Raw genomic sequence first — 24,758 nt, 5'->3', positions numbered from 1 at the left:
AGGGCTGTCGGTGCAGCCGCAATGCGGAATTGTGCGGGAAAGCGCGCGCCATGGGTATTGCCGGCGCTGAACACGGCGCGGCGGAGGCGGAATGTTCGACGGTCGGACGAGGCATGGCAGCCGGGACCAACGGCACGGGCGGCGCGGTGGCCGGCTGCTAACCTGCTCGATTCCCGATGTACCGGAGCGACCGATGCGATTTGCCGCGTTTGCCCTTGCCCTGATCGCCACCCTGCCCGTCGCGCATGCCGCCGATCCGGCGACGCCGAGGGTGACGCTCGAACAGGCGATGGCCGATCCCGACTGGATCGGCCCGTCGGTCGACGCCGCATGGTGGCGCTGGGATGGCACATCGGCCTATTACATGCTCAAGCGCAAGGGCGCGAACATCCGTGACATCTGGCAGGTCGGCGCCGCAGGTGGCGCACCAGCGCTGGTGGACGATTCCGGCCGCGTGGACATGGATACCGCCATGGTGATCGAGGCGGATGGCGCGCGCGGCGCCTTCATCCGCAACGGCAATGTGTTCGTGCGCGACCTGCACAGCGGCGCGTTGCGCCAGCTCACCCGCGACAACCAGGCCGCCGAACGCCTGCAATGGAACCGCCAGGGCGGGCTGATCTGGCGGGTCGGTGCGGATTGGTACCGCTGGGATGGCGGCGTGGTTGCGACCGCCGCACAGCCGCGTGCCGACGAGGCGCCGGGTGCCAAACCGCCGACCGATCACTTGCGTGACCACCAACTTCGACTGCTGTCGACCCTGGCCGATGACAAGGCTAGGCGCGAGGCCATGCGCGATCAGACCGACGCTTGGCGCCGCGCCGATCCCACCCGCCCGCCGGCGCCGATCCATCTCGGCAAGGATGTGGTGATCGTCGATTCGGCGCTGTCCCCCGATGCGCGCTGGCTGCTGGTGGTGACCACCGCCAAGGGCGCCGATGACGGGCGCACGGAGAAGATGCCGGTGCCCGTCACCGAATCCGGTTACGGTGAATTCGAGGACGCACGCAGCCTGGTTGGCCGCAACGATCCCTCGCCGCAGCGGTTGTGGCTGGCCGAGGTGGCCACCGGCACGGTGCGCGAGCTGACCTTCGACGGCTTGCCCGGCATCAAGGACGACCCACTGGCGGCATTGCGCAAGGCCGCCGGCAAGGACCCACTGAAGGGCAATCGACCATTGCGGGTCGGTGGTGATGACGTCTCTGCGCCGCAATGGAGCGAAGATGGCCGCAGCGTGGCGGTGATGCTGCGCGCGGTCGACAACAAGGACCGTTGGCTGGCCACGGTGGATCTGGCCAATGCAAGCCTGCAGCCACGGCATCGCCTGCACGACGCCGCGTGGATCAACTGGAGCTTCAATGATTTCGGCTGGCTGCCGGACAACGCGACACTGTGGTACCTGAGCGAGGAAAGCGGGTTCTCGCACCTGTACACGCTGCGCGGCAACCAGCGCAGCCAGATCACCGATGGCCGTTGGGAGACCTCGCAGGTGACGGTGTCGCGCGATGGCACGCGGTTCTATTTCCTGTGCAATCGCGCTGCGCCGATCGACTATGAGGTCTGCGATGCGCCGGCCACGGGCGGTACCGTCCGCGAGCTGACCGCACTGGATGGGGTCGAGGACTTTTCGTTGTCACCCAAGGGTGATGCCTTGCTGGTGCGGCATTCGGCGGCCTACCTGCCGCCGCAGCTGTCAGTGGTGTCGGCGCAGGGCGGGCCGTCGCGCCAACTCACCGATACGCGCAGTGCCGAGTTCAAGGCGCATCGCTGGATCCAGCCGCAGTACGTGCAGGTGCCGAGCAGGCACGGCGCCGGCGTGATCTGGGGCAAGTACTACGGGCCGGCAAATCCCGAACCTGGCCGCAAGTATCCGATCGTGATGTTCGTGCACGGTGCCGGCTACCTGCAGAACGCCGACATGCACTGGCCCGATTATTTCCGCGAACAGATGTTCCACAACCTGCTGGTCGATGAGGGCTACATCGTCCTCGACCTCGACTACCGCGCCAGCCAAGGCTACGGCCGCGACTGGCGCACCGCGATCTACCGCTGGATGGGCAAGCCCGAGCTGGAGGATTACCGCGACGGCCTCGACTGGCTGGTGGCGAACCATCAGGGCGACCGTGATCGCGCCGGCATCTACGGTGGCAGCTACGGCGGCTTCATGACCCTGACCGCGCTGTTCCAGGCGCCGGGTGTGTTCAAGGCCGGTGCCGCGCTGCGCCCGGTCAGCGACTGGATGCAGTACAACCACGGCTACACGGCGAACATCCTCAACGACCCCGAGCTCGATCCGGAAGCCTACCGGCGGTCCTCGCCGATCGAATTCGCCGCCGGCCTGCAGGACCACCTGCTGATCGCGCACGGCATGATCGACGACAACGTGTTCTTCCGCGACTCGATCCTGCTCACCCAGCGCCTGATCGAACTGCACAAGGACCATTGGTCGATTGCGCCGTATCCGATGGAACGCCACGGCTTCGTGCATCCGGATAGTTGGCTTGATGAGTACCGCCGGATCCATGCATTGTTCGAGGCGAACCTTAAGCATTGAGCCGACGCCGGCGCGCCCGAGCCGCGCATCACGCCCGCAGCGGGCCCGCCAATGCGGCCAGGTCGACATTGCCGCCGGTCAGCACGATGCCGACGCGTCGGTCTGTGAACAGGGCGCGGTTGCCGAGCACGGCCGCGAGTGCGATCGCGGAGGAGGGTTCGACCACTTGCTTCATGCGCGCAAGGATCATCTGCTGCGTGGCCAGGGTGTCGGCATCGTCCACCGTCAGCACCCGCGCACCGGTGGTGCGCAGCAGGCCGAAGTTGATGGCGCCCAAGCTGCCGCGCAGGCCATCGCAGACGGTGTCGGGCACGAAATCGTGGTCGAGCATGCCGCCAGCGAATGAACGTGCGCCATCCGCGGCACCGACGGGTTCGGCCAGATAAAGCGCGCAGTCGCGCTGCAGCGTCTGGATCGCAAGCGCAGTACCCGCAGCCAGACCACCTCCGCCCAGCGGCACCACCAAGGCATCCAGTTCGGGCCGGGCGCTCAAGAGTTCCAGCGCGGCGGTGCCTTGTCCTGCGATCACCCAGGGATGGGTGTAGGGATGGATGACCGTGCCGCCGGTGTCGTCGTGCAGCTTGGCGCAGGCGGCTTCGCGGGCGGCAATCGTCGCCGCGCAGTGATGCAGGGTCGCGCCGTAGCGCTGGATCGAGGCGAGCTTGGCTGGCACCGCGCCATCCGGCGCCACCACGTGGCAGGGAATTCCGCGCAACCGCGCCGCCAGTGCCAGTGCCGCGCCGTGGTTGCCGGAGGAATGTGTCACCACCCCGCGTGCAGCGTCGTGGTCGGAGAGCGAGAACACCGCGTTGCAAGCGCCGCGAAACTTGAAGGCACCGACCCGCTGCAGGTGTTCGGCCTTGAAGTGCAGCGCGGCGCCCGCGTCGGCATCGATCGAACGCGCCTGCAGGACCGGCGTCACCGTTGCATGCGGCGCGATCCGTGCCGCGGCGTCGAGCACGGACTCGGGGGCGAGCGTGTGGTCGGAGTCTGTCATCGGCAAATGCTAGCGCGGCGTCTGCACGGCAACAGCACGGATGAGGAGGGGGGCCTCCCATGCTGCATCCGGGTAAAATCGGAACGCCGTCACAGTCTGAACCGCAGCTTGTCGAAAACCTGACAAACGGCGTCACATCGCGTCGGAACGGGGTAATCTAAACCCGCCGGTGCCTGGCGGGACTTCCCGGATCCCCCCTGTTCCGCATGTCCTGCAGGCACCGGCACTTTCGGTCGCGGACCATTCGCAGACGAAAAAGAGGGCCGGCTGTCCCCCGACAACCGGCCCTCGGGCTTTCTCGATGTGCGCAGGATCGGCCCCTGTTCAGTCCGACCATCGCCCGGGGAGTACGGGCGTGCCACGTCGAGCGCTATCGGAGATTTCGCAGGAAGCGTGCCAAGCAACGTGCGAAAATCCCATCCGATCCAAGACAGTGTTTGAAACGTGACCAAGGCCACACCGGCGTCGGGATCGGGCGCACGAAATGGCCGACGCGGTCGGCAGGGCGATGCGATGAACAACGATTTCCACAGCCATGACGTGATCGTCATCGGCGGCGGCCACGCCGGCACCGAAGCCGCGCTCGCCTCCGCGCGCAGCGGTGCGCGCACCCTGCTGCTCACCCATTCCATCGAAACCGTGGGCGCGATGAGCTGCAACCCAGCCATCGGTGGCATCGGCAAGGGCCACCTGGTCAAGGAAATCGATGCGCTGGGCGGGATCATGGCCAAGGCCGCCGACGCCGCCGGCATCCAGTGGCGCACCCTCAATGCATCGAAAGGCCCGGCGGTGCGCGCCACCCGCTGCCAGGCCGACCGCAGCCTGTACCGCGCCTTCATCCGCCGCGCGGTCGAAGCCCAGGCCGGCCTGACCGTCTTCCAGGCCGCAGTCGATGACCTGCTGATCGAACAGGGCGCCGTGCGTGGCGCGATCACCAACACCGGCCTGCGCTTTCACGCGCCGGCGGTGGTGCTCACCGCCGGCACCTTCCTCGCCGGCAAGATCCACATCGGGCAGACCCAATACGCCGCAGGGCGCATGGGCGAACCACCGTCCACCACGCTCGCGCACAAACTGCGCGAAGGCCGCTTCGTGGTCGATCGGCTGAAGACCGGCACCCCGCCGCGCATCGATGGGCGCAGCCTGGATTATTCGAAAATGGACGTGCAGTCCGGCGACGATCCACGGCCGGTGTTCTCGTTTCTCGGCAGCCACGCCGACCAGCCGGCGCAGGTGAACTGCTGGATCGCCCACACCAACGAACGCACCCACGAAATCATCCGTGCGTCCTTGCACCGCAGCCCGCTGTATTCGGGGCAGATCGAAGGCATCGGCCCGCGCTACTGCCCGTCGATCGAGGACAAGGTGGTGCGCTTCGCGGAGAAAACCGCACACCAGATCTTCGTCGAGCCGGAAGGCCTGCACGTCACCGAGATCTACCCCAACGGCATTTCAAGCTCGCTGCCTTTCGACGTGCAGCTGGCGCTGGTGCGCAGTATCGAGGGCTTCGAAAACGCGCACATCACCCGCCCCGGCTATGCCATCGAATACGACTTCTTCGACCCGCGCGGTTTGAAAGCGTCGCTGGAAACCAAGGCGGTGGCCGGGCTGTTTTTCGCCGGCCAGATCAATGGCACCACCGGCTACGAGGAGGCCGCCGCACAGGGCCTGCTGGCCGGCGTGAACGCGGCGCGTTTCGTGCGTGAACAGGACGCCTGCACCTTGCGTCGTGATCAGGCGTATCTGGGCGTCTTGGTCGATGACCTGATCACCCACGGCACCAGCGAGCCGTACCGGATGTTCACCAGCCGCGCCGAATATCGGCTGCAGCTGCGCGAGGACAATGCCGATGCGCGGCTGACGCCGCTCGGGCGTGAACTTGGCTTGGTGGACGATGCGCGATGGCGGGCCTTCAGCCGCAAACACGAAGCGGTGGGGGCCGAGACCGCACGCCTGTCCGCCATCTGGGCCGCACCGAACAACGCGCTGGGCCAGGCCATCGCGCGCCAGTTGGGCGTGGAACTGACGCGCGAAAACAGCGCGCTGGACCTGCTGCGGCGGCCCGAGATCGACTACGCCGGTTTGATGCAAATCCCCGCGCTCGGCCCCGGCGTGGACGATGCCAAAGTGATCGAGCAGATCGAGATCGAAACCAAATACGCCGGCTACCTGAACCGCCAGCGCGAGGAAATCGCCCGCCAGCAGCGCAACGAAGACACCGCGATCCCCGGTGATTTCGACTACGCGCAGGTGCGCGGGCTGTCGGCCGAGGTGCAGCAGAAGTTCGAGCGCGTGCGTCCGCAAACCGTGGGACAGGCGCAGCGCATCCCCGGCGTCACCCCGGCGGCGGTCTCGCTGCTGCTGGTGCACCTGGAGCGCGCGCGCAGGGAGCGCGCTGCGTAAACCGCAGGACTCGAAAAGAGATTGATTCGCATTTGGATTGCCGCAGACTTGGCATCCGCGCGACAATGTCGGCATCCGTCCTGCAGGTACGCCCATGAACATCCGTATCGCCACCGTGCTGGCTGTCGCCGCGCTGTCGTTGGCCGCCTGCGGCAACAAGCCACCGGCCAAGCCAGCCAATGGAAAATTCACCGCGCAGGTGTGGCCGTTGCCGGCCGAGGCCGGTTCGATGGCGCCGGATCTGGTGCGTACGCCGGACGGACGGATCCTGCTGAGTTGGATCAACCGTCGCGAAGGCCGGCGCAACGTCCTTCAGTTTTCTTCGTATACCGAAGCCGATGGTTGGCAGAGCCAGCCGCGCACGATTGCCATCGGCAATTCGCTGTCTGCCAGCGCGGCGAACACGCCGCACCTGCTGGCCACCCGCGACGGCGCGCTGTGGGCGCAATGGCTGCAGTCGCGTCCCAACGGCGCCAAGCACGATGCCGACGTGGTGTTGGCGCGCTCGCGTGATGGCGGCATGACCTGGGCGCAGATGACCCGGGTCAATGACGATGGCGCACCGGCCGAGCACGGCTTCGCGGCGCTGTGGCCAACCGGCGATGACAGCCTCGGCATCGCCTGGCTGGATGGGCGTGCGCCAGCGGATGCGACGGAGACGCAGCCGGAGTCCGCACCTGCGGCAGCAGCCGACGCGTCTGCCACGCACGCGATGGCCGGCATGGGCCACGACGGCGGGGACGCAGGCAAAAGTACCCAACTGCGGGTCAACGGCTTCGACTTGAACTTGCAGCGCGGCGCCGATGTCGTGCTCGACCCGCACAGCTGCGACTGCTGCCAGGTGACGGTCGCAGCGACCGCCCGGGGCCCGCTGCTCGCCTACCGCGCGCGCAACGCGGAGAACGTCCGCGACATCGCCACGCTGCGGTTCGAGAACGGCGCCTGGAGCGCGCCGAAAATCGTCCATGCGGACGACTGGAAGATCGACGCCTGCCCGGTGGCCGGCCCGGCGCTGGCCGCGCAAGGCAACACCGCGATCGTGGTTTGGTACAGCGAGCGCGACGGCAAGCCGCTGCTGCAGCTGGCGCGCAGCACGGACGCCGGCGACAGCTTCTCGGCGCCGGTGGAGCTGGACGCGGGCGAGCCGGTGCTGGGCCGCGCCGCGGTCGCCTTCGACGGCCAGCAGGTGTGGGTGGCGTGGCTGCGCGAGAACGCGCCGGGGCAGACGCTGATGGTGGCGCGCTACAGCCCGGATCTGCAGCGCCGGCTGCAAACCATCGAAGTGGCCCGACTGGGCGCACGCGGGATGGCCAGCGGCTACCTGAAGCTGCTGGCCGGCGACGGCATGGCCTGGCTGGTGTGGACCGACAGCGTAAGCGGCGTGGCCCACCTGAAGGGTGCGCGGATCACGCGGTGAGCCACGCTGTCGAAGGCGCTGCCCTACTTCTCCATCCGCCAGTTGATCGAGCCGCGGTTTTGCACGCTGCTGGATTCCACTTGGATGTCGAAGCCTTTCTTCAACAGGTATTTCAGCGTGACCACTTGCCCGGTGCCGAGCAGCGAGACGCCGTAGCTGACGTACAGCCGTGGCGACAGGTATTTGCCGATGCCCAGTACCTCGCCGCCGAGTGCGCGCGATTGGCTGACGCCGGCATCATCGAGGCCGATGCGGTTGCCGAGTTCCGCCGCCAGCAGGCCGGCACCGGCATTGAGCGCGGAGCGTGCGGCGCCGAGTTGTTGCGCCTCGCGTCCGTTCAAGGTGGACAGCGGGCGGCCGAGGGTGAGGTAGGCCAGTGCTTCCGACTGGCTCATCGCCGGGTTGGAATACACGCTGGCCTGCGGCGCGTTGGCGCGCCCGGCCACGGCCACGCCTGCCACCACGTCGCCAACGTGGCGCTCAGCGCGGATGTCCAAGCGCGGATTGCCGATGGCGTCGTTCGACCAAGCCAGTCGACCACGGGTGATCTGCAGGTTCTGGCCATAGGCGCGGTAACGGCCTGCGACATCAAGCGTGCCGGTGGCACGGCTCTCGCGGCCGGGCGGCTGGAGCACGCGCAGGCCACCGGACAGGCTGCCGGTCAGCCCGTAGCCGTCGATGCGCACCTTGTCGCCGACGCGCAGGCCGAGGTCGAGATCGACCGCGAGCGGCGTCACTGCCGACGTCGGCTTGTCCGGATCCAGCACCACCACGTCGGGCGAGGGCGAAACACCGGACTGCAGGCGTTCCAAATGCAGATCGGCTTCCGGCACCAGCACCTCGCCGCGTACTTCGACCGGAGTACCGGAGCGCCAGCGCACGGTCATGTCGGGGGAAGCCAATAGACGCAATTGGCGGGTGTCGGCCAGCAACACCTCGTTGCCGCGGATCGACACTTGCAGCGGCGTGCTGTCGTCCAGCCAGCCCAGATTGCCATCGACATGCAACACGCCCTTGCCGGTCGCAAGGCTGCCGCTGATGCGGGCGCTGCCGTCCTCGCGCGCCTGCAGTTCGACCTCGCCCTGCTCGATGCCGATGCCCAGTGCCGGCAGCTCCGCACTGAAGGCCTGCAACTGCGCGCTGCCGCCGAGGCGGGGATGGCCGCGGCTGCCGGCAAGCTGCACATCCAGTGCGAGCAGGCCACCGGGTTCAGCCAGATCGGGGGAAAGCAATTCCAGCCAGGTCAGTTCCTTGGTGTTGGCGCGCAGGCTGCCGGTCAAGGGCGCAGCGGCATCCCAGCCGGTGGCCAGTTGCGCGTCGATCCTGCCACCACCACTCAGCGCGGCGGCGAGCTCGCCTTCGATGCGTTGCGGGTTGGCCTGCAGTGCGAGCTTCAAATCGCGATAGCCGAACAGCACGCGGCGTGCGCGTGCGCCGCTGCGCAAGCCGCCGCTGCTGGATTGCACGCGGGCGCTGGCCGTCCAACCCAGGGCAGCGGATGCGATGTGAGCATCGAGGTCGAGCGTGCCATCCAGCAACCAGCGACGGCCGTCCTCGCGTGCCGGCAGCCAGTCGGCCAGCAATGCCAGTGGCAGCGCATCGCCTTTCAGGGCGATGCCAGCACGTGGCCAAGCACCGCTGGCACACAGACTGCCGCCCAGCGTGACCTGCAGGCAGGTGTCGCTGATGCTGATGGCGTGACCATCCCACCCCCAACTACTGGGGGAACGCAAAGCCCATGCGCTGCCTTGTGTGGGTGTCAGCGACAGCCGCGTGAGCTGGCCTTGCCAACGTGTGCCTGTTTGACGCGCACTGCCGGCAATGTTGAGTGCACCTGCCTCGCCACGGGCGTCAAGTTCAACAACGAGCCGGCTCAATGCGCCGCGCAGATTTGCATGCAGGGATGCCAATACCACCCCAGCGTGCACATCCTCGGCCGCAACGGACAGCGTGCCGTCGCCTTGTGACCACGGCAGCTGGCCATGGAGCTGCAATGCACTTGCGCGGAATTCACGATAGACGAGGGACTGGCCCTGCAGATCGACGCGCAGGTCCGGCATCGCGGGCGTACCGCGCAGGGACACCTGACCCTGCAGGCGACCGCTTGCACCCGGCAACAGATCCTCCAGCTGCAGCGGATCGAAACGCGCATCGACCGCCAGTGTCGTATCAACCTTGCCCTTGGCTTCGATTCTGCTGCCACCCAAGCTCAGCGCCAGTTCGCCGGAATAACGCGCAGCATCGATGGCAAGCTGCGCATGTCCGGAGAGCGGGCGACCACGCAGCTGGCCGCCGAGATCGCGTGCATCGAAGCGTGCAGTCAGCGTGCCATTGCGTTGTTCGCCGCTGGATGTGACGCGGCCGCGCAGTGCGCCCGGCCAGTCCGGCAGGAAATTGCCGGGATCGAAGTCGCGCAGATTGGCATCGGCTTGCCAGCGCAGTGCGGGCGACCACGCCAGCATGCCGGTGGCGGAAAGTTTGCCGAGGTTGGTGCCGGCATCGAAGCGTTGCAGACGCATGCCGTTGCGGTCGCCGCTGCCCGTGAGATCGACCGTCGCACGATCCTGGTCGCGTGCCAGCCGCGCCTGGCCGCGCAGTGTCCATTGATCGAGACGTCCGCTGAGATGTAGATCGGCATCGCCGGCAACGAGGTTGCGACCATTGGCATCACTCCAGCGCAGCCCGCGCGCCGCCAGCGCCAGTGCCACGCTGGCTTGATCGGAATCCTTCAGTTCGACATGGCCATTGGCGGTGATACGCCCATGCAGCAGATCGACCACCAGCGGTTGCAGGTCGATGCGCTGGTCGTTGACGCGCAATTTCGATGGCTGCAACTGCGCGGTGAAATCGCCGGCACTGAATCTGCCGCGCAGGTCTGCCGAACCACCGATGCCGCTGGCGACGAAGCTGAATCGCAGTGGCGTTCCACTGGCCGTGTGGCCCATGAAAACATCCGGATCGAGCCCTTCGCTGCTGGCCTGCAACTGCCAGCGCGGAGCCGTGGTGTCGCCGCTGAGCGTCAGATTCAGGTGCGTGGCACCGGGCAAGCGACCTTCGGCAGTCGCCTGCAGGTTGGATAGATCGCCCTGCACGCGCAGCTTGAGTGCGGGTGCCGCTTGCCCAAGCTTGGCTGGCAATTGTGCCGAGGCGGTCAGGTCGGTGCGAAAGTTGTCGCGTGGTGCGTAATCGCCGTGGGCGTTGAAGACGCCGCGATCACTGTCGATCCGCAGCTGTTCGACATGCAGCGCGCCTTCACCCACGCGCAAGCCACCGCGCACGCTGTGCACGGCGATCAGGGCCTCGCCTTCACGGGCGATGCGGGCGTCATCAAGCACAAGCGCATCGGCTTGCACGGTCAGCGGAAGGTCGAGTGTCGGCAGCAGGTCTGGCCAGTGCGGCAGCTCCAGCGGGGTGTCGTCGCGCGGCAGGTCCAACTGCACGCCACGCACGGACAGCGTGTCCAATCGCAATCGACGCGCCAACAAAGGCAGCAGTGCCGGGTCGAGCTGGAGTTGCTCAATCTGCAGTCGCAAGGTGCCGGTGGCGCACTGTGCTGCGAGGGTTGGCTTGCAGTGCGCGTTGCGTTGCACCGGCGTTGCGAATTGCACGCCTTGCAGTGTCAGCGGCCCGGCGAGGTCGCCTTGTGCGGATTTCCATTGCAATGTGCTGCCGGTCGGCAGCCGTGCAACGAGTTGGCGTAACGCGAAGTCGCGACCGCTTGCGGTATTGAGCAGCCACAGCAGGCCAATGGCAGCGAGCAGCGCCACCGCAACAAACGCGACAAGAATCCTGCGCAGGCGTCGCCGCGTCGGCGCGGACTGTGGCGTGGTCGTGTTTGCGTCAGGCGTCTGCTGCATCACAGATCCGCCCCGATATTCAGATGCAGCGTCACCGGCGAATCCGGGTCATTCAGACCGTGCGCCAGGTCGATCCGCACCGGGCCGACCGGCGAGCGCCAGCGCAGGCCAATGCCTACACCGGTGTGCATGTCGGGCCTGCGGCCATCGAAGGCACTGCCGCTGTCGACGAATACGGCTGCGCCCCACGGGCCGTTGAAATAGCGCTCGTATTCGAGGCTGGCGGTCAGCAGGTTCGGCGCGCCGGTGAAGAAATCGCCACCGCTGGTGACGATGCGCGGGCCGATCTCGTGCCAGCCATAACCGCGCACGCTGCGGTCGCCGCCAGCGTAGAAGCGCAGGCTGGGCGGCAGGTCGAGCACGTCGTCGGTGAAGGTGTGGCCAAACTCGCCGCGCACGATCAGGCGACTGTCGGCATCGAAGCCATGGAACCACTGCGCTGACAGGTAGAGTTGGGCGAAGCTTGCATGGCCATCGCTGCCGCCTTGACCGCCACGCAGGATGGCACTGGCACCGAAGCCGCGGCGCGGTGCCATGCGATCATCGACGGCGATGTAGTCGGCTTGCAGTGCCGGATACAGGAAGCTGGCAAAACGGAAGTCCTCGGTGGGCTTGAGGATGGAACGATAGGCCCAGCGCTCGCGCAGCAGATGCAGCGAGGCGATCAGGTTGAGGTGGTCGTTGTATTGCCCGCTGCGGCTGGCCACGAATTCCAGCCGCCGGCTGTTGACGTAATCGGTCTGCTCGTCACTGGCCTGCAGGCTGGCGGTGTACCAGCCGTCCAGCCAGGCGAAGGCGGGGATCCGGTATTGCAGGGTGACGGCCTTGCGCAGGCGCGCCCAGTCGACCTGTGCCAGCGCCTTGTGCCCGCGGCTGTTGAGGTAGCGGCGCTCGACGCTGGCGCTGATGCCGGGGCCATCCAGCGTGCCGTAGCTCAGGCCGAGGGTGTAGATGCTGCGTTTGGCGGGGGTCAGTTCGACGGCGACGGGTGTGCGGTGGTCGCTGGCCTGATCGGGCTGGGCTTGCACATCGACCAGCGCGAAGTAGTCCAGTGCCACCAGCGAGCGGCGCAGCCGTTCCAGCTCGGCGTCATCGTAAGCCTCACCGACCTGCCACGGCACCAATTTGCGCAGCAGGTCGTCGCGCAGGAAGGGCGTTGGTGTCTGGTTGAAGCGTGCCTCACCGAGCGTGTAGCGTTGGCCGGAATTCCAGCGCAGTTGCAGGTCGGCGGCCTGCGCCTCGCGGGTCACTTCGACCCGGTGTTCGTCGAGGCTGGCATCGAACCAGCCATGCGCGGACAGCGCCCGACTGATCCTGGCTTTGCCATCCTCGTACAGCGCATGGTTCATGACCTCGCCGGCACGTGGCTGGAATTGCGCGAGCGCAGCTGCCACGGTCGGGTCGGTGCTGGCCGCGCCATCGACGCCAAGATCGAAGCCGCGCACGCGCACAGGTGGCCCCAGGTTGATCGTGATGGTGACGGTCAGGGCATCGCCACGGCTGCGGATCGTGCCCTTCGCCTCCGGATCGGGCGGGTCGACCGCGCTGTCGTCATCCTCGAGCAAGGGGCTGTCGGATTTTGCATCGCCGCTCGCCACGTCATCGGCGCTGCCCTCGTCGGCCTCATCGTGTGCAGTCGATGTGATGCCGCTGCGATCACTGCGCTGGATGGTGATGGTCGGCGCGTAATAGCCGAAGGGTTCCAGCGCCGTCCGGACTTCGTCATTGGCGGTTCGCAGCAAATAGGCCAGGCGGCGCGGCCGCAGTTCACGATCCAGCGCGTCCTGCAGCGACAGTGCGCTGCGCACATTGGCCTCGACGGCGGGATCGTGCAGGCCTTCGATCCGAATCTGACGCACCTTGACGGCAAATGCAGGTGCGCTGGCGATCAGGCAGGCGAGGGCGACGGTGATGCGATACCGGGTGTTCGGCATGCTCTCAGGATAGCGGGCTGCGGCGTAGGTCTGCCCGCCCGCTGCTGAACGCGGATACGGACGGGCGATCAGATCGACAGGAACTCGATCGCCGCCACGCTGCCCAGCCGCTGTGCCAACCGGTGCAGCAATGCGAGGCGATTGGCGCGGATGGCGGGGTCATCGGCGTTGACCATCACGCCGTCGAAGAACGCGTCCACCGGTGCGCGCAGCTGAGCGAGTCGCGTCAGCACACTGACGTAATCGCCCTGCGCCAGCGCCGGGCCGGTTTCGGCGTAAGCGGTTTCCACCGCCTCGGCCAGCGCCAGCTCGGCTGGCTCCCGCAGCAGGGCGGCCTCGTTCATCGCCGGGATGGTGATGTCGGCTTTCTTCAGGATATTGCCGATGCGCTTGTTGGCGGCGGCCAGTGCGGCGGCTTCGGGCAGCTGGGCGAACTGGCCGATGGCGTCGAGACGGCGGGCGAAATCGTGCAGTGAGGCCGGCTTGAGCTCGGCGACGGCGTTGAAATGTGCGGCGGGGACGCCACGGTCGGCGTAGTAACCGCGCAGGCGGTCGAGGATGAAGTCGTACAGATCAGTGGCCACGGTTTCCCCAACCGGCATCCACGTGCCTGTGCTCGCGCCCACTGCCTTGACGCCCTCGCTCTTTGCGGCAGCCAGCTTCGCATCCAGCGTGCGATGAATGACCGTCTGGATGGAGCCGATGGCGCCCTGTGCAGATGTTGCCAACAGTGCCTTCAAATCCAGTTCGAAACCGGATTCGATGATGGTGCGCGCCAACCCCAAGGCATTGCGGCGCAGCGCGAACGGGTCCTTGTTGCCGGTGGGCTTCAGGCCTGCGGCAAAGCCACCGGCCAGCGTGTCGAGCCGTTCGGCAATGGCCAGCAATTTTCCCAATGGCGAGGCCGCAATGTCGTCGGCGGCAAATCGCGGGCGATAGGCCTCGTCGATGGCCAGTGCCACCTCCGCGGATTCGCCCGCACGCTGTGCGTAATAGCGTCCTGCGATCCCCTGCAATTCCGGGAATTCGTTGACCATGCGCGATTGCAGGTCGTTCTTCGCCAGCATCGCCGCACGCTTGGCTTGCGTCGGATCGACGCCCACCTGCGCGGCGATGGTTTCCGTCAGCGCGGCCACCCGTTCCACCTTGTCGGCCACGCTGCCGAGCTTGGCTTGATAGGTCACGGCCTTCAGGCCCGCGCCCATCGCGGCCAGGCCTTGCTTCAGGTCTTCATCGAAGAAGAACTTGGCATCGGCGAAGCGTGGGCGAATCACCCGCTCGTAGCCCTTGCGGATCTCGCCCGGCGCCTTGGATTCGATATTGGCGATGCCGATGAAATGCTCGGTCAGGCGGCCGTCTCCATCGAGCACCGGAAAGAATTTCTGGTTGCTCTCCATGGTCTCGATCAAGGCTTCCTGCGGCACGCCCAGGAAGTCGCGTTCGAAGGCGCAGGCCACCGCTACCGGCCATTCGTTGAGGCAGTTCACCTGCGCGAGGTTGTCTTCGCTGATGCGTGCGCTACCACCGACCGCCTTGGCGGCGGCCTCGACTTCGGCGATGACCCGCGCGCGGCGTTCGCCCGGATCAACCAGCACGAAGGCGCTGCGCATGGCCTGCACATAGTCCTGCGGCTGGGCGAAGCTGATATCGCCCGGCGCATGGAAGCGATGGCCACGGGAATGGCGGCCTGCACGAATGCCCAGCACCTCGACGCTGGCCACGGTGCCGCCGAGCAAGGCCACCAGCCAGTGCAGCGGGCGTGCAAACCCGTAGGCGTGATCGCCCCAGCGCATCGGCTTGGGAATCGGCATCCCCGCCAGTGCGTCCTCCAGCACGCCCTGCAGCAGGTCGATGGTCAGCGCGCCCGGCGTGACCGCGCGATGCACGAAGCGCTCGCCCTTGGCGTCGGAGGTTTTCTCCAGCGCGGTCCAATCCACCCCGGCCTTGGCGGCGAAGCCCTGCAGTGCCTTGGTGGGATTGCCGTCGGCATCGAGCGCGATATTCAAGTACGGGCCCAGCACCTCGCTGCGCTGTTCCGGTTGTTGCATCGCCACGCCCGGCAGCAGCACCGCCAGCCGACGTGGTGAATACAGCGGCTTGGCATCGCCGCGTTCGATCACCACGCCGCGCTTGTCCAGCGCCGCGAGCACGCCATCGAACAGGGCCTGCGCCAGACCCGGCAGCGCCTTGACCGGCAGTTCCTCGGTGCCCAGTTCGATCAACAGCGGCTGCATGCTCATGCCTGTGCCTCCTTGGCTGCCGTCTTGCTGGCAACGGCGTCCAGCCGCTTGGCCTCGTACAGCTTCGCCACCGCCTGCGCCAACGTGCGCACGCGCAGGATGTAGCGCTGGCGCTCGGTGACGCTGATCGCGCGGCGTGCGTCCAGCAGGTTGAAGCTGTGGCTGGCCTTGGTGACCTGCTCGTAGGCGGGCAGCGGCAGGCCAGCCTCGACCAGCTTCATGGCCTCGGCTTCGCAGGCGTCGAAGCGATGGAACATTTCGTCGACATTGGCATGTTCGAAGTTGTAGGCGCTCTGCTCGACTTCGTTCTGGTGGTAGACATCGCCATAGGTCACCGGCGCGCCGTCGGGCCCGTAGGTCCAGACCAGGTCGTAGACGTTGTCGCAGTTCTGCAGGTACATGCAGAGGCGCTCCAGGCCGTAGGTGATTTCACCCAGCACCGGCCGGCATTCGAGCCCGCCGGCTTGCTGGAAATAGGTGAACTGGGTGACTTCCATCCCGTTCAACCACACTTCCCAGCCGAGGCCCCAGGCGCCCAGTGTCGGCGATTCCCAGTTGTCCTCGACCAGGCGCAGGTCGTGCACCAGCGGATCGATGCCGAGGCTTTTCAGCGAATCGAAATACAGCTCGACGATGTTGTCGGGGCTGGGCTTCATCACCACCTGGTATTGGTAATAGCGCTGCAGGCGATTGGGGTTGTCGCCGTAGCGGCCGTCGGTGGGGCGGCGCGAAGGCTGCACGTAGGCCGCGTTCCAGCTTTCCGGCCCGATCGCGCGCAGGAAGGTGGCGGGATGGAAGGTGCCTGCCCCGACTTCGAGGTCGAGCGGCTGGATCAGCACGCAGCCCTGCTCCGCCCAATAGGCGTTGAGGCGCGAGATGAGTTGCTGGAAGGTGATGGCGACGGTCATGGAGGTGGAGGTTGCAAAAGCAGCGAGAGAAGGATGGGCGGACGTGTGCGCGATGCCGACATCGGTCGGGCAAGGCCGATGATGCACGCAGGACATGGCCTGCTGCCATCTGCGCTCGAATGCGACGAGCGATTGTCTAGTATAAATGCGCCTGCCCCGCGCCCCGGCGGGAACCGGATGAAACGCCCATGCCCGCCCCGTTCCTGATCCTGCAGACCGGCCACCCGATCACCTCGATGCATCGTTATGGCAGCTTCTCGCACTGGATCCGGGTGGCCTCCGGGCTTGGTCGCGACGAGGCCATCGTGGTCGATGTCGAACATGGTGAGGCGCTGCCCAGCCGCGAAGGCTTCGCCGGCGTGCTGGTCACTGGCTCGGCGGCGATGGTGACCGATCGATTGGACTGGAGCGAACGCAGTGCCGATTGGCTGCGCGAGGCCGCACAGGCCGGGTTGCCGGTGCTGGGCATCTGTTACGGCCACCAGTTGCTGGCGCACGCCTTCGGCGGAGAGGTGGACTACAACCCGAAGGGACGCGAGATGGGGACCGTGGATATCGAGCTGACCGCGGCGGCGTCAGGCGATCCCTTGTTCGCCGGGCTGCCGATGCAGTTTCCGGTGCAGGCCACCCACATGCAGAGCGTGCTGAAGCCATCGGCCGATGCGGTGGTGCTGGCCAGCAATGCGCACGACGCCTGCCACGCGCTGCGTTGGGGGGATTCGACTTGGGGCGTGCAGTTCCATCCCGAGTTCGGCACTGCGCACATGCGCGGCTACATCAATGCCCGCGCTGACGACCTGGCCCGTGCCGGACGCTGTGCCGACAGTCTGCATGCGGCGGTCAAGGCCACGCCATTGGCGCGCCGCGTACTGCGCAGGTTCGTGCGCCACACCCGGCGTTGACGCGCCATCCGGTATCCTGTCGCGGTGATTTCGGGGCGTTGAATGGACATTCGCAGGTTGCCGGCCGGTCAAGGCCTGGTGTGGTTCCGGCAGGCCATCGACCTGGGGGCAAAGAACCCGCGGGCGGTGTTTGGTGCAGGCATGTTGCTGGTGTCGAGCTTGTACATGGCAGTGTCGGCAATGGCTCTGGTGTTGTCCTTGTTGATCGGCGACGAGCGTGCGGATGGACAACTTCCGGACATGAAGCTGTTGATGCTCGTCGCGCTGGCCTTGGCCCTGTTGATCATGTTCTTGGTGCCGATCCTGCTTGGTGGCCTGATGCACGTGGTGCGTGCGGTCGAAGCCGGGCATCCGGTGCGTGCGCGCGACCTGTTTGCGCCGCTGTGCAGCCAATCTGGGCAGGGCTTGGCTTGGCTGGGGCTGGTGCAGGTCGTGCTCGCCGTGGTGGGCGGGGGGCTGGTGGTGGCGCTGGCAGGAGTCGGGTACTGGCAGGACTACCTGAAGGCGGTGGAAGTGGTGATGCGGGGCGGGACGCCCGAGATGCAGGGTCCGGCGCATCCGGGACTGCTGTTCGTGGTGCAGATGGTCTTCAACTACTTCAGCTATGCGCTGTTGCTGTATTCCATCCCTTTGATGCTGTTTTCCGGGTGCCGCCTGCTTCCGGCACTCGGCTTGGCGTTGCGCGCAGCGGTATGCAATGCCGCGGCCAACCTGCTGGCTGCCACCTTGTTCGTCGGTGCGCTGGTCATTGGCGCACTGGTCGCGGCACTGGTGTCAGCACTGCTGGCTGTTCTAGGCGGAGCGATCCATCCGGTGTTGGGCAACCTGCTGGCGGCGCTGGTGATGCTGGGTTTTGCGTGCGCCGCGCTGGTGCTGGTGTCCGGCGCCGCCTTCCTGGCGTGGCGCGACACCTTCGGAGAGGGCGGATCGCCGGTGCCGAATTCCCCGCCGCATCAGATCGAAGCTTGATCTCAGTCCATCACGGACCGGTCAACGCCTGCCCCAACAGGGATTGCATCCAGGCGTACAGGGCCATCAACAGCCAGGCGCATGCAATGGTTCCGGCAACTGCCTGCACCAGCAGCCACAGCCGTGCCCAGGTTGGCAGCACTCGCCGCGTTGGATCGGCAAGTACGCGGGTGCGGCTGAAACGGTCGTGCAAGGCCAGGTGCGGCGCAAACAGGACCATTGCATGGCCGAGGTTGAGGGTGAGCCAGGACAGGCTGGCAGCGGCAAACCGTATCAGCGCTTGGGCGATATCGAGTCTTGCGCCCCCGGCATCAGTGACGCGTAGACCCAACGCGCGCTTGCCCGGCGTGGCCTGCCAGGACGAGCACTCGAAAGCCAACGACCACAGGCAGGCGAGTGCCGCGTAAAGCAATGGGGGCACGATGAGGAGGGTGGTCAATGCCGCCGACAGCTGATCCACGCTGGCATTCAGGCGTGGATCCCCAAGCAGGGTGAGGGCCATTTCCAGCGGCGTCTGTGCCTGTGCCACGGCGGTGTCCATGCCATGCGCCATGGCTGCGGCCAACGCGTGCAGTGCCGCCTGTGCGTTTGCCAGCGCGGCACCCAGCGGAGCCAGCCCTAGCAGGGCGGCAACCGGCAGCAGGCAGGCGGTGTCGAGTGACCATGCCGTGTAGCGCATCCAGAAGCCGGCTGGAATGGGTTCAGGGGGAGGCATCGGCGGGATAGCGTGGCGTGACGAACTGGGCGGCGAGGATACCGGCCTCGTACAGCAGGCACATCGGGATCGCCAGCATCAGCTGGCTGACCACGTCCGGCGGCGTCAGCACGGCGGCGACGATGAAGATGCCGACAACCGCGTAGCCGCGTCCCTCGCGCAGTTGCGCCGGAGTGATCCAGCCGAGCAACACGAGGATCACCAGTGCCACCGGCAATTCGAAGGCAAGGCCGAAGGCAAGGAACAGCACCAGCACGAAATCGAGGTAGGCGCTGATGTCGGTCATCATCGCCACGCCTTCGGGCGTCACCCGGGTGAGGAAACCGAACACCATTGGCAGCACCAGGAAATAGGCGAAGGCACAACCTGCGTAGAACAGCAGCAGCGCCGACGACAGCAGCGGCAGTGCCAGTCGCTTCTCGCGCTGGTACAACCCCGGCGCCACGAATGCCCAAGCTTGGTAGAGCAGCCACGGCATCGAGAGCAGCAGGGCGACGAAGAACGCCAGTTTCATCGGCGCAAAGAACGGGCTGGCGACCTGGGTGGCGATGATGTGGCTGCCCGCGGGCAATTTGGCCAGCAGCGGCTTGGCCAGTTCCGCATACAGCCGATTGGACAGGGGCAGCAGGCAGACCAGCACCAATCCCAGCCCGGCGATGCCGCGCAGCAAGCGCGAACGCAGCTCCAGCAAGTGGGCGATCAGCGGGCGTTCGCTGTCGCCGTCAGCCTCGGTCATCGCGACGGTCTCCGGCTTCGCTGACGACGACAGGCGGGGACGTGCCTGCAGGCGGGACCGCGGGCGAGGCAGCGTCCTCCAGCGCATCGCTGGCTGTGCTTACGGCCGCCAGCGTGCTTGCGTGCGATTCTTCGAGGGTCGTGCGGGCGTCGGCCAGGCTACGGCGCAATTCTTCGCTGGCCAGTTCCTGCTCCAGCTCGTTCTTCATCGAATACCACTGCGCACGCGCCTTGCGCACCCACAGGCCGGCAAAGCGTGCGGCCTTGGGCAAGCGTTCTGGCCCCAGGACCACGAGGGCCACCAGCGCCACCACCAGCATTTCGCCGAAAGAAAAATCGAACATCGGCGGTGCCTGAAAGGATCAGTGGGCGCTGTCGTCCGGCCCGCGCGAATCCGCTGCCGATGCGGACCTGTCGCCTCCGGTGGGCGCTGTCGGCTTGTCGTCGCCGTGGACGCCTTTCTTGAATTCGTTGACGGCCTTGCCGAGGTCGCGCGCGCCCGAGGTCAGGCGCTTGGTGCCGAACACGAGAAGGACGATGAGCAGCACGATCAGCCAGTGCCAGATGCTGAAACCACCCATGATTGCACCTGTGTGTGTGGACGCGGCGATTCTACCCCACGTGGTCGCTTACGGCCGTGTCGCCGGCTCCGGGAGTGGGGTGCTGGATGCCGGCGCCTGGGAGTCCAGCGGATGCGCGCTCGTGCTGCTGGAGGCTGCTGGCGGCGCAGAGCCGCGGCGCGAGTTCCGTGCCGCGGTCGTGGCTTCTTCCAGTTCGTCGCGGAAGGCAACGATCGGGGGCGAGGCGGCCTGCGGCGTGCGCCCCTCGAATACCATCCGTGGGGTGATGCCATAGCCGTAGGCACTGCGGTTGGCGCCGTGGTCGATCTGCAGGATCGCGCCGTCCAGTGCGACTCCAGCGAACAATCCGCGCGCGCGCGACCATGACCAGATCTCGGCCTTGAGCGAGCCATCGGTGGCGGCGGCGGCATTGCGGCCGACCGGGCCGGCGGCGACCGAGGCATCGGCGCCGAGGGTGACTTTGCCGTTGATGATGTTGTCCAGGCCGCGTTCGCTGCGGAACACCAGGATCACGTCTGCCGACTGCACACCGGCCTGGAAGCCGACGCTGGCGCCGGTGAGTTTGACGAACACCGGATTCGACCAACTGCCGTCCGGGTTCTTGACCGACATCAGCCCCAGCCCGCGGCGACCACCGATCACGAAGCCGGCCTTGATGGTGTCCGGAATCACGATAATCCCGCGGGCTTCATCGAGCAGGCGATCCGGGATCGAGTTGTCCGGAACCGCTTGGATCTCGCGCATGACACGCAGTGCATTGTCGGCGCGGTTGTCCTCGCGTTCGCCGGCAATGCCGCTCGTGGCGACCAGCAAGGCGGCAAGGGCGAGGGTCAGGCGCAAGGGACGTGCAGTCATCGTGGATCTCCGTCGAAAGCGGGCGGGGGATGCTGGCATCCTCGCGCGGTGGCCATGAATCGCAAGTTAAGCCGGGCTCCAGCCCGGCCATGCATGCGATTCTATGCGCATGTCCGCCCCTTCCGACGCGCCGCCGGCGCTGATCCTCGTCAATCTCGGTACGCCGGCGGCCGCCACGGCCGCTGCGGTGTCGGCCTATCTTGCCGAATTCCTGTCCGATCCGCGCGTGGTGCAGCTGCCGCGCTGGCTGTGGCAGCCCGTGCTGCGCGGGACCATCCTGCCGCGACGCAGCCCGAAGGTCGCACACAAATACGCGGAAATCTGGCTGGACGGCGGCTCACCATTGGCCGTGCATACGGCGGAACTGGCGCGGGTGGTGCAACAGCGCTTGCCGGAGCGAACCGTCGTCCACGCGATGCGCTACGGCACGCCGTCGCTGGCGTCGGTGCTGGCGCAGTTGCGCGCGGCCGGCACCCGCGCTGTGCGCGTGCTGCCGCTGTATCCGCAGTATTCGACCACCACCACCGCCAGCGTGGCCGATGTGATTTCGGCCCACGGCGACGGCTTGCGGGTGGAGATATTGCACGACTACCACGCCGACCCGGCGTGGGCGTCGGCGGTGGCGGCCTCGATCCGTGCGCATTGGGCGTCGCAGGGCCGCGGTGAGCGCCTGTTGCTCTCGTTCCATGGCATTCCCCAGCGGCTGGTGGACCAGGGCGATCCGTATGCCGCCCAGTGCGAGGCCAGTACCTGGGCAATTGCCGAGGCACTGGGACTGGACAGGGACGACATCCTGCTCACCTTCCAATCGCGCTTCGGTCGCGCGCGCTGGCTGCAGCCGTACACCTTGCCGATGCTGCAGCAGCTTGCTTGCGCAGGCGTACGCAACGTTGACGTGGCCTGTCCGGGCTTTGCCGTGGACTGTCTGGAAACACTGGAGGAGATCGCCATGCTGAATGCCGAGGCCTTCCGCGCGGCGGGCGGGCAGGCGCTGCGCTACATCCCCTGCCTGAATGCAAGCGCTGCGCATGCCGATGCTCTGGCCGCGTTGGCGCGCGCCGACACAGGATGGAACTGATGCGCGAGGTTTCCCTGCACACCGCGCTGGGCCCACTGGCTGCATTGCGCAATCACGGGCAAGGCCCGCGCGTGCTGGCGCTGCACGGCTGGCTGGACAATGCCGCCAGTTTCCTGCCGCTGGCGCCATACCTGGAGGACGTCGCGGTGGTGGCGCTCGATTTGCCCGGGCATGGGCGCAGCGCACACCTTGGTGCCGGCGGCGATTATTCGTTTGCCGGCAGCATTGCCGCCGTGCTGGATGCCGCTGATGCCTTGGGCTGGGAGCGCTTCCGTTTGCTTGGACATTCGATGGGCGGTGCGATTTCCTGCATGGTCGCGGCGGCCTGTCCGGAGCGGATCGAACGCTTGGTGCTGATCGAGGCCGTGGGCGTACTGACCGAAGCGCCGGCGCGTACCCACCTGCGCCTGCGCGAGGCGGTGACTGCGCAGCGTGTGCTGAAGGGCAAGCAGTTGCGCGTGTTCCCCGACATCGACACGGCCGTGCGTGCGCGCATGCAGGCCGGGCGCGTGCCGGGCAGCGGACTCGATGCCGAGCTGGTGCGGTTGTTGGTGGAACGCGGATTGCGCGAGGTGCCGGGCGGCTACGTCTGGAGCAGCGATCCGCGGCTCACCCTACCCAGCTTGGTGCGGATGACCGAAGCACAAGTGGACGACTTGCTGGCCGGCATCCAATGCCCCAGCCTGGTGTTGTTCGCCGATCCGGCCCAGCCGTATCTACCGGATGCAGCGCGTCGCCATCGGGTTGCGCAGTTGCAGGATGGGCGGATGGTGGTGCAGCAGGGCGGGCATCACCTGCACATGCAGCAGCCGGAACGGGTGGCCGCGGTGATCGCGCCGTTTCTGTACCAGGAATGATCTGCATCGGAGATGAGCCATTCGGCAACGCTCAAAGCAGGCCATGCTTGCGGGCGATGCGTCGGTGGAGCCAGACACTTAGCCCGCAAGCGAGTGGAAATGGCCCAATCAAGAACAATATCTGGCGCAGTGGCACCTTCGCGGAACCCTGTACCCACAGCACGACGCAGAAAAACGCGAGCAGCAGCGTCATCACGCCAAAGATCATGATCCACTGTTCGGACAGACGATACCAGCGCGCGTCACGCGGGCTCACTGCATGGATTTGCTCGAATCCGCCCTGGGACATCTGAGCCACCTGACACCTTGATCCTCGGGATGACCTTGCTGCAAGCGCAGAACGCATGCCGCGACCGTTGCCTCACTGCGCGCTGGAGATCGAGACGTTGATGTTCAGGTCGGTGCTGCCGTTCTCGTTCCTGGCGATGTAATACGCCACGTTGTGGTTGTCCTTGCTGAACGACAGCGCGCCGCCATCACTGGTCTGCGTCGCCAGTTCGCGCTTCCAGCCCTTGCCTTCCATGCCACTGGACAGCGAATTGAACAGCGTGTCCATGGTATCCGGGGTCGACAGGGAAACGATCTGCGCACCACCCACCTCCATCACGCTGTCGACCTTGTACTGGGCCGGCAACTGGACATCCTTGGGGAAGCTGGCCGGTAGTGCAACGCTGGCACCATTCTCGGCGGTGGCGAAATGCATATCGCCCTGTGCGGTCTTCACCGTGACTTCGTCGCCGTTGTGCTCGATCTCGGCGCCGGTGGCATGTTCGATCGCGGCATCGACCGCCGCATCCTGGGCTTTCTTGCAGGCGGGCAGGATGAGCATCAGGGCAGTCAGGGACAGGGCGATGGCAAGGCGGGGCGAGCGTGTCATGTGTGGGGTCTCGTGTTCGGAAATCTTGGTGGGGTTGGATCAAGCCGGAACCCGGCCGGTATCCCAACGCCGAAAATCGCATTATCCGGCCAGCAGGCCACGCAGGCGGGCTTTCAGGGCGCGTCCTTCGCCATGCAGGTAATCGCGTTCCCGCCGCCAGTCCGGGAAGCGGGCCTCGACTTCGCGCCAGAAGCGCGGCGAATGATTGGCCTGCAGCAGATGGCATAACTCATGCACCAGGACGTATTCGAACGCCGCAGGTCGCGCAAGGGGCAGCGCCAGGTCCAGCGCCATGGTGCCATCGGGTGCCATCGAGCCCCACAGTGACGTGGTGCGCTTGAAAACGATCCGGCCGGGCGCGCGCGGCAGGCCCGGCACGTAACGCGGCAGCCAACGCCCGATCGCTGCGCGCGCCTGGGCTTCGTAGAAATCCCTCAAGGCGCGACGCAGTGCGGGATCGCCGGCATGGGCGGGCGTGATGAAGTGCAGGCAGCCGTCATCGGCCAGGTCCAGCCGGGTCGTGCGCCCGCGTTCCCATCGCAATGGCAGTTCGGCGCCATGCAGGGGCAGTGACGATGTGTGATCGCGGCGCAGGGCCATGCCAGCAGCGATCGCTTGGGTGGCGAGCTGTTGGGTCAGCCAGTCGATGTGCGCATGCAGGAATCGCTCACCCGAGGCGCGGCTGGCGCGTTGTGGCAAGGTCAGCCGTGCGCCGCGTTCGTCCACGCTGAGCTTGATGCGGCGGGCGCGCGGATCGCGCCGCAGTGCCACGTCGACACGCTTGCCATCATCCAGCACGACATCGATGCGGTCGTGCTGGATGGTCGGGTGTCTCGGTGCTGCGCGTACAGCCCTCAACAAGCGCAACAGGGAATGCAT

General features: G+C 66.6%; 18 protein-coding genes and 2 pseudogenes. 7 read left to right on the top strand and 13 right to left on the bottom strand.

From position 1 onward, the window contains the following. Nucleotides 1–193: 193 nt before the first annotated feature. Nucleotides 194–2,554 carry a S9 family peptidase gene (locus IT472_RS07360; protein WP_297180436.1) on the top strand — a complete coding sequence of 787 codons (2,361 nt, stop codon included), beginning with the start codon at nucleotides 194–196 and terminating at the stop codon, nucleotides 2,552–2,554. Nucleotides 2,555–2,582: 28 nt separating this feature from the next. On the opposite strand, the gene IT472_RS07355 is transcribed toward IT472_RS07360, so the two are convergent. Continuing rightward, on the bottom strand, nucleotides 2,583–3,551 hold the full coding sequence (locus IT472_RS07355) for a pyridoxal-phosphate dependent enzyme (RefSeq protein WP_297180434.1): 969 nt from the start codon (nucleotides 3,549–3,551) through the stop codon (nucleotides 2,583–2,585). Between the two features lie 513 nt (nucleotides 3,552–4,064). Between IT472_RS07355 and mnmG the strand changes: the two genes are divergently transcribed. Beyond that, nucleotides 4,065–5,954 (top strand): tRNA uridine-5-carboxymethylaminomethyl(34) synthesis enzyme MnmG, encoded by a 1,890-nt coding sequence (gene mnmG, locus IT472_RS07350; RefSeq protein WP_297180432.1) that lies wholly within the window; start codon nucleotides 4,065–4,067, stop codon nucleotides 5,952–5,954. A gap of 94 nt (nucleotides 5,955–6,048) precedes the next feature. Next, on the top strand, nucleotides 6,049–7,371 hold the full coding sequence (locus tag IT472_RS07345; RefSeq protein WP_297180430.1) for a sialidase family protein: 1,323 nt from the start codon (nucleotides 6,049–6,051) through the stop codon (nucleotides 7,369–7,371). A 23-nt stretch (nucleotides 7,372–7,394) separates the two neighbouring features. Here IT472_RS07345 and IT472_RS07340 read toward each other — a convergent pair whose 3' ends face one another. The 4 genes from IT472_RS07340 to glyQ all read right to left on the bottom strand — a co-directional run bounded on the left by IT472_RS07340 (nucleotide 7,395) and on the right by glyQ (nucleotide 16,310). Next, nucleotides 7,395–11,228: a translocation/assembly module TamB domain-containing protein gene (locus IT472_RS07340; protein ID WP_297180428.1), complete on the bottom strand. Its 3,834-nt coding sequence runs from the start codon at nucleotides 11,226–11,228 to the stop codon at nucleotides 7,395–7,397. After that, on the bottom strand, nucleotides 11,228–13,162 hold the full coding sequence (locus IT472_RS07335) for an autotransporter assembly complex family protein (protein WP_297180426.1): 1,935 nt from the start codon (nucleotides 13,160–13,162) through the stop codon (nucleotides 11,228–11,230). Before IT472_RS07335 ends, IT472_RS07340 begins: the two co-directional genes overlap by 1 nt. Before the next feature lie 68 nt (nucleotides 13,163–13,230). Further along, nucleotides 13,231–15,402 (bottom strand): glycine--tRNA ligase subunit beta, encoded by a 2,172-nt coding sequence (gene glyS / locus IT472_RS07330; RefSeq protein ID WP_297180424.1) that lies wholly within the window; start codon nucleotides 15,400–15,402, stop codon nucleotides 13,231–13,233. Continuing rightward, nucleotides 15,399–16,310, bottom strand: coding sequence for a glycine--tRNA ligase subunit alpha (gene glyQ, locus IT472_RS07325; RefSeq protein ID WP_297180422.1), 912 nt, complete (start codon nucleotides 16,308–16,310; stop codon nucleotides 15,399–15,401). Before glyQ ends, glyS begins: the two co-directional genes overlap by 4 nt. Before the next feature lie 188 nt (nucleotides 16,311–16,498). Between glyQ and IT472_RS07320 the strand changes: the two genes are divergently transcribed. Both IT472_RS07320 and IT472_RS07315 read left to right on the top strand, forming a co-directional pair. Beyond that, a complete protein-coding gene (locus tag IT472_RS07320; protein ID WP_297180421.1) occupies nucleotides 16,499–17,212 on the top strand; it encodes a glutamine amidotransferase in 714 nt (237 codons plus the stop codon). 42 nt (nucleotides 17,213–17,254) lie between these two features. Continuing rightward, the gene (locus IT472_RS07315; RefSeq protein WP_297180419.1) at nucleotides 17,255–18,181 is read left to right on the top strand and encodes a hypothetical protein; all 927 of its coding nucleotides are present in this window, start codon (nucleotides 17,255–17,257) and stop codon (nucleotides 18,179–18,181) included. A 10-nt stretch (nucleotides 18,182–18,191) separates the two neighbouring features. Here the strand turns inward: IT472_RS07315 and IT472_RS07310 are convergent, their stop codons facing one another. The 5 genes and pseudogenes from IT472_RS07310 to IT472_RS07290 all read right to left on the bottom strand — a co-directional run bounded on the left by IT472_RS07310 (nucleotide 18,192) and on the right by IT472_RS07290 (nucleotide 21,067). Beyond that, nucleotides 18,192–18,896 carry an RDD family protein gene (locus IT472_RS07310; RefSeq protein ID WP_297180417.1) on the bottom strand — a complete coding sequence of 235 codons (705 nt, stop codon included), beginning with the start codon at nucleotides 18,894–18,896 and terminating at the stop codon, nucleotides 18,192–18,194. Beyond that, entirely contained in the window at nucleotides 18,883–19,632 is a 750-nt protein-coding gene (gene tatC, locus IT472_RS07305) for a twin-arginine translocase subunit TatC (RefSeq protein ID WP_297180415.1), read from the bottom strand. Before tatC ends, IT472_RS07310 begins: the two co-directional genes overlap by 14 nt. Nucleotides 19,633–19,756: 124 nt before the next feature. Beyond that, nucleotides 19,757–19,975 (bottom strand): annotated as a pseudogene (gene tatB, locus IT472_RS07300) (Sec-independent protein translocase protein TatB); the annotation flags it as partial. 51 nt (nucleotides 19,976–20,026) lie between these two features. After that, nucleotides 20,027–20,212 (bottom strand): annotated as a pseudogene (gene tatA / locus IT472_RS07295) (twin-arginine translocase TatA/TatE family subunit); the annotation flags it as partial. A 48-nt stretch (nucleotides 20,213–20,260) separates the two neighbouring features. Continuing rightward, nucleotides 20,261–21,067, bottom strand: a complete 807-nt coding sequence (locus IT472_RS07290) for a lipid-binding SYLF domain-containing protein (protein ID WP_297180412.1) — start codon at nucleotides 21,065–21,067, stop codon at nucleotides 20,261–20,263. A 109-nt stretch (nucleotides 21,068–21,176) separates the two neighbouring features. Here IT472_RS07290 and hemH point away from each other — a divergent pair, with 109 nt between their 5' ends. Both hemH and IT472_RS07280 read left to right on the top strand, forming a co-directional pair. Further along, on the top strand, nucleotides 21,177–22,145 hold the full coding sequence (gene hemH / locus IT472_RS07285; protein ID WP_297180410.1) for a ferrochelatase: 969 nt from the start codon (nucleotides 21,177–21,179) through the stop codon (nucleotides 22,143–22,145). Further along, nucleotides 22,145–23,002 (top strand): alpha/beta hydrolase, encoded by an 858-nt coding sequence (locus IT472_RS07280; protein ID WP_297180408.1) that lies wholly within the window; start codon nucleotides 22,145–22,147, stop codon nucleotides 23,000–23,002. The genes hemH and IT472_RS07280 overlap by 1 nt, the downstream gene beginning before the upstream one ends. Nucleotides 23,003–23,033: 31 nt before the next feature. Here the strand turns inward: IT472_RS07280 and IT472_RS07275 are convergent, their stop codons facing one another. The 3 genes from IT472_RS07275 to IT472_RS07265 form a co-directional block, all read right to left on the bottom strand. Further along, complete coding sequence (locus tag IT472_RS07275) at nucleotides 23,034–23,291, bottom strand: hypothetical protein (RefSeq protein ID WP_297180407.1); 258 nt, start codon at nucleotides 23,289–23,291, stop codon at nucleotides 23,034–23,036. A gap of 72 nt (nucleotides 23,292–23,363) precedes the next feature. Further along, complete coding sequence (locus tag IT472_RS07270) at nucleotides 23,364–23,879, bottom strand: hypothetical protein (RefSeq protein ID WP_297180405.1); 516 nt, start codon at nucleotides 23,877–23,879, stop codon at nucleotides 23,364–23,366. Between the two features lie 81 nt (nucleotides 23,880–23,960). Further along, on the bottom strand, nucleotides 23,961–24,758 hold the full coding sequence (locus IT472_RS07265) for a SprT family zinc-dependent metalloprotease (protein WP_297180403.1): 798 nt from the start codon (nucleotides 24,756–24,758) through the stop codon (nucleotides 23,961–23,963).

This window comes from Thermomonas sp. (assembly GCF_020850895.1).
GTDB lineage: Bacteria > Pseudomonadota > Gammaproteobacteria > Xanthomonadales > Xanthomonadaceae > Thermomonas.
The sequence above is the reverse complement of the archived record's forward strand: the minus strand, read 5'-3'. Positions and strand labels throughout refer to the sequence as shown.

Bases quoted from the DNA above. Each gene is read 5' to 3' on its own strand.
- glyS (WP_297180424.1), bottom strand. From the start codon at position 15,402: ATGAGCATGCAGCCGCTGTTGATCGAACTGGGCACCGAGGAACTGCCG.
- IT472_RS07355 (WP_297180434.1), bottom strand. From the start codon at position 3,551: ATGACAGACTCCGACCACACGCTCGCCCCCGAGTCCGTGCTCGACGCC.
- IT472_RS07345 (WP_297180430.1), top strand. From the start codon at position 6,049: ATGAACATCCGTATCGCCACCGTGCTGGCTGTCGCCGCGCTGTCGTTG.
- IT472_RS07335 (WP_297180426.1), bottom strand. From the start codon at position 13,162: ATGCCGAACACCCGGTATCGCATCACCGTCGCCCTCGCCTGCCTGATC.
- IT472_RS07280 (WP_297180408.1), top strand. From the start codon at position 22,145: ATGCGCGAGGTTTCCCTGCACACCGCGCTGGGCCCACTGGCTGCATTG.
- tatC (WP_297180415.1), bottom strand. From the start codon at position 19,632: ATGACCGAGGCTGACGGCGACAGCGAACGCCCGCTGATCGCCCACTTG.
- IT472_RS07270 (WP_297180405.1), bottom strand. From the start codon at position 23,879: ATGACACGCTCGCCCCGCCTTGCCATCGCCCTGTCCCTGACTGCCCTG.
- IT472_RS07265 (WP_297180403.1), bottom strand. From the start codon at position 24,758: ATGCATTCCCTGTTGCGCTTGTTGAGGGCTGTACGCGCAGCACCGAGA.
- glyQ (WP_297180422.1), bottom strand. From the start codon at position 16,310: ATGACCGTCGCCATCACCTTCCAGCAACTCATCTCGCGCCTCAACGCC.
- IT472_RS07360 (WP_297180436.1), top strand. From the start codon at position 194: ATGCGATTTGCCGCGTTTGCCCTTGCCCTGATCGCCACCCTGCCCGTC.
- hemH (WP_297180410.1), top strand. From the start codon at position 21,177: ATGTCCGCCCCTTCCGACGCGCCGCCGGCGCTGATCCTCGTCAATCTC.
- IT472_RS07315 (WP_297180419.1), top strand. From the start codon at position 17,255: ATGGACATTCGCAGGTTGCCGGCCGGTCAAGGCCTGGTGTGGTTCCGG.
- IT472_RS07290 (WP_297180412.1), bottom strand. From the start codon at position 21,067: ATGACTGCACGTCCCTTGCGCCTGACCCTCGCCCTTGCCGCCTTGCTG.
- IT472_RS07310 (WP_297180417.1), bottom strand. From the start codon at position 18,896: ATGCCTCCCCCTGAACCCATTCCAGCCGGCTTCTGGATGCGCTACACG.
- IT472_RS07340 (WP_297180428.1), bottom strand. From the start codon at position 11,228: ATGCAGCAGACGCCTGACGCAAACACGACCACGCCACAGTCCGCGCCG.
- mnmG (WP_297180432.1), top strand. From the start codon at position 4,065: ATGAACAACGATTTCCACAGCCATGACGTGATCGTCATCGGCGGCGGC.
- IT472_RS07275 (WP_297180407.1), bottom strand. From the start codon at position 23,291: ATGTCCCAGGGCGGATTCGAGCAAATCCATGCAGTGAGCCCGCGTGAC.
- IT472_RS07320 (WP_297180421.1), top strand. From the start codon at position 16,499: ATGCCCGCCCCGTTCCTGATCCTGCAGACCGGCCACCCGATCACCTCG.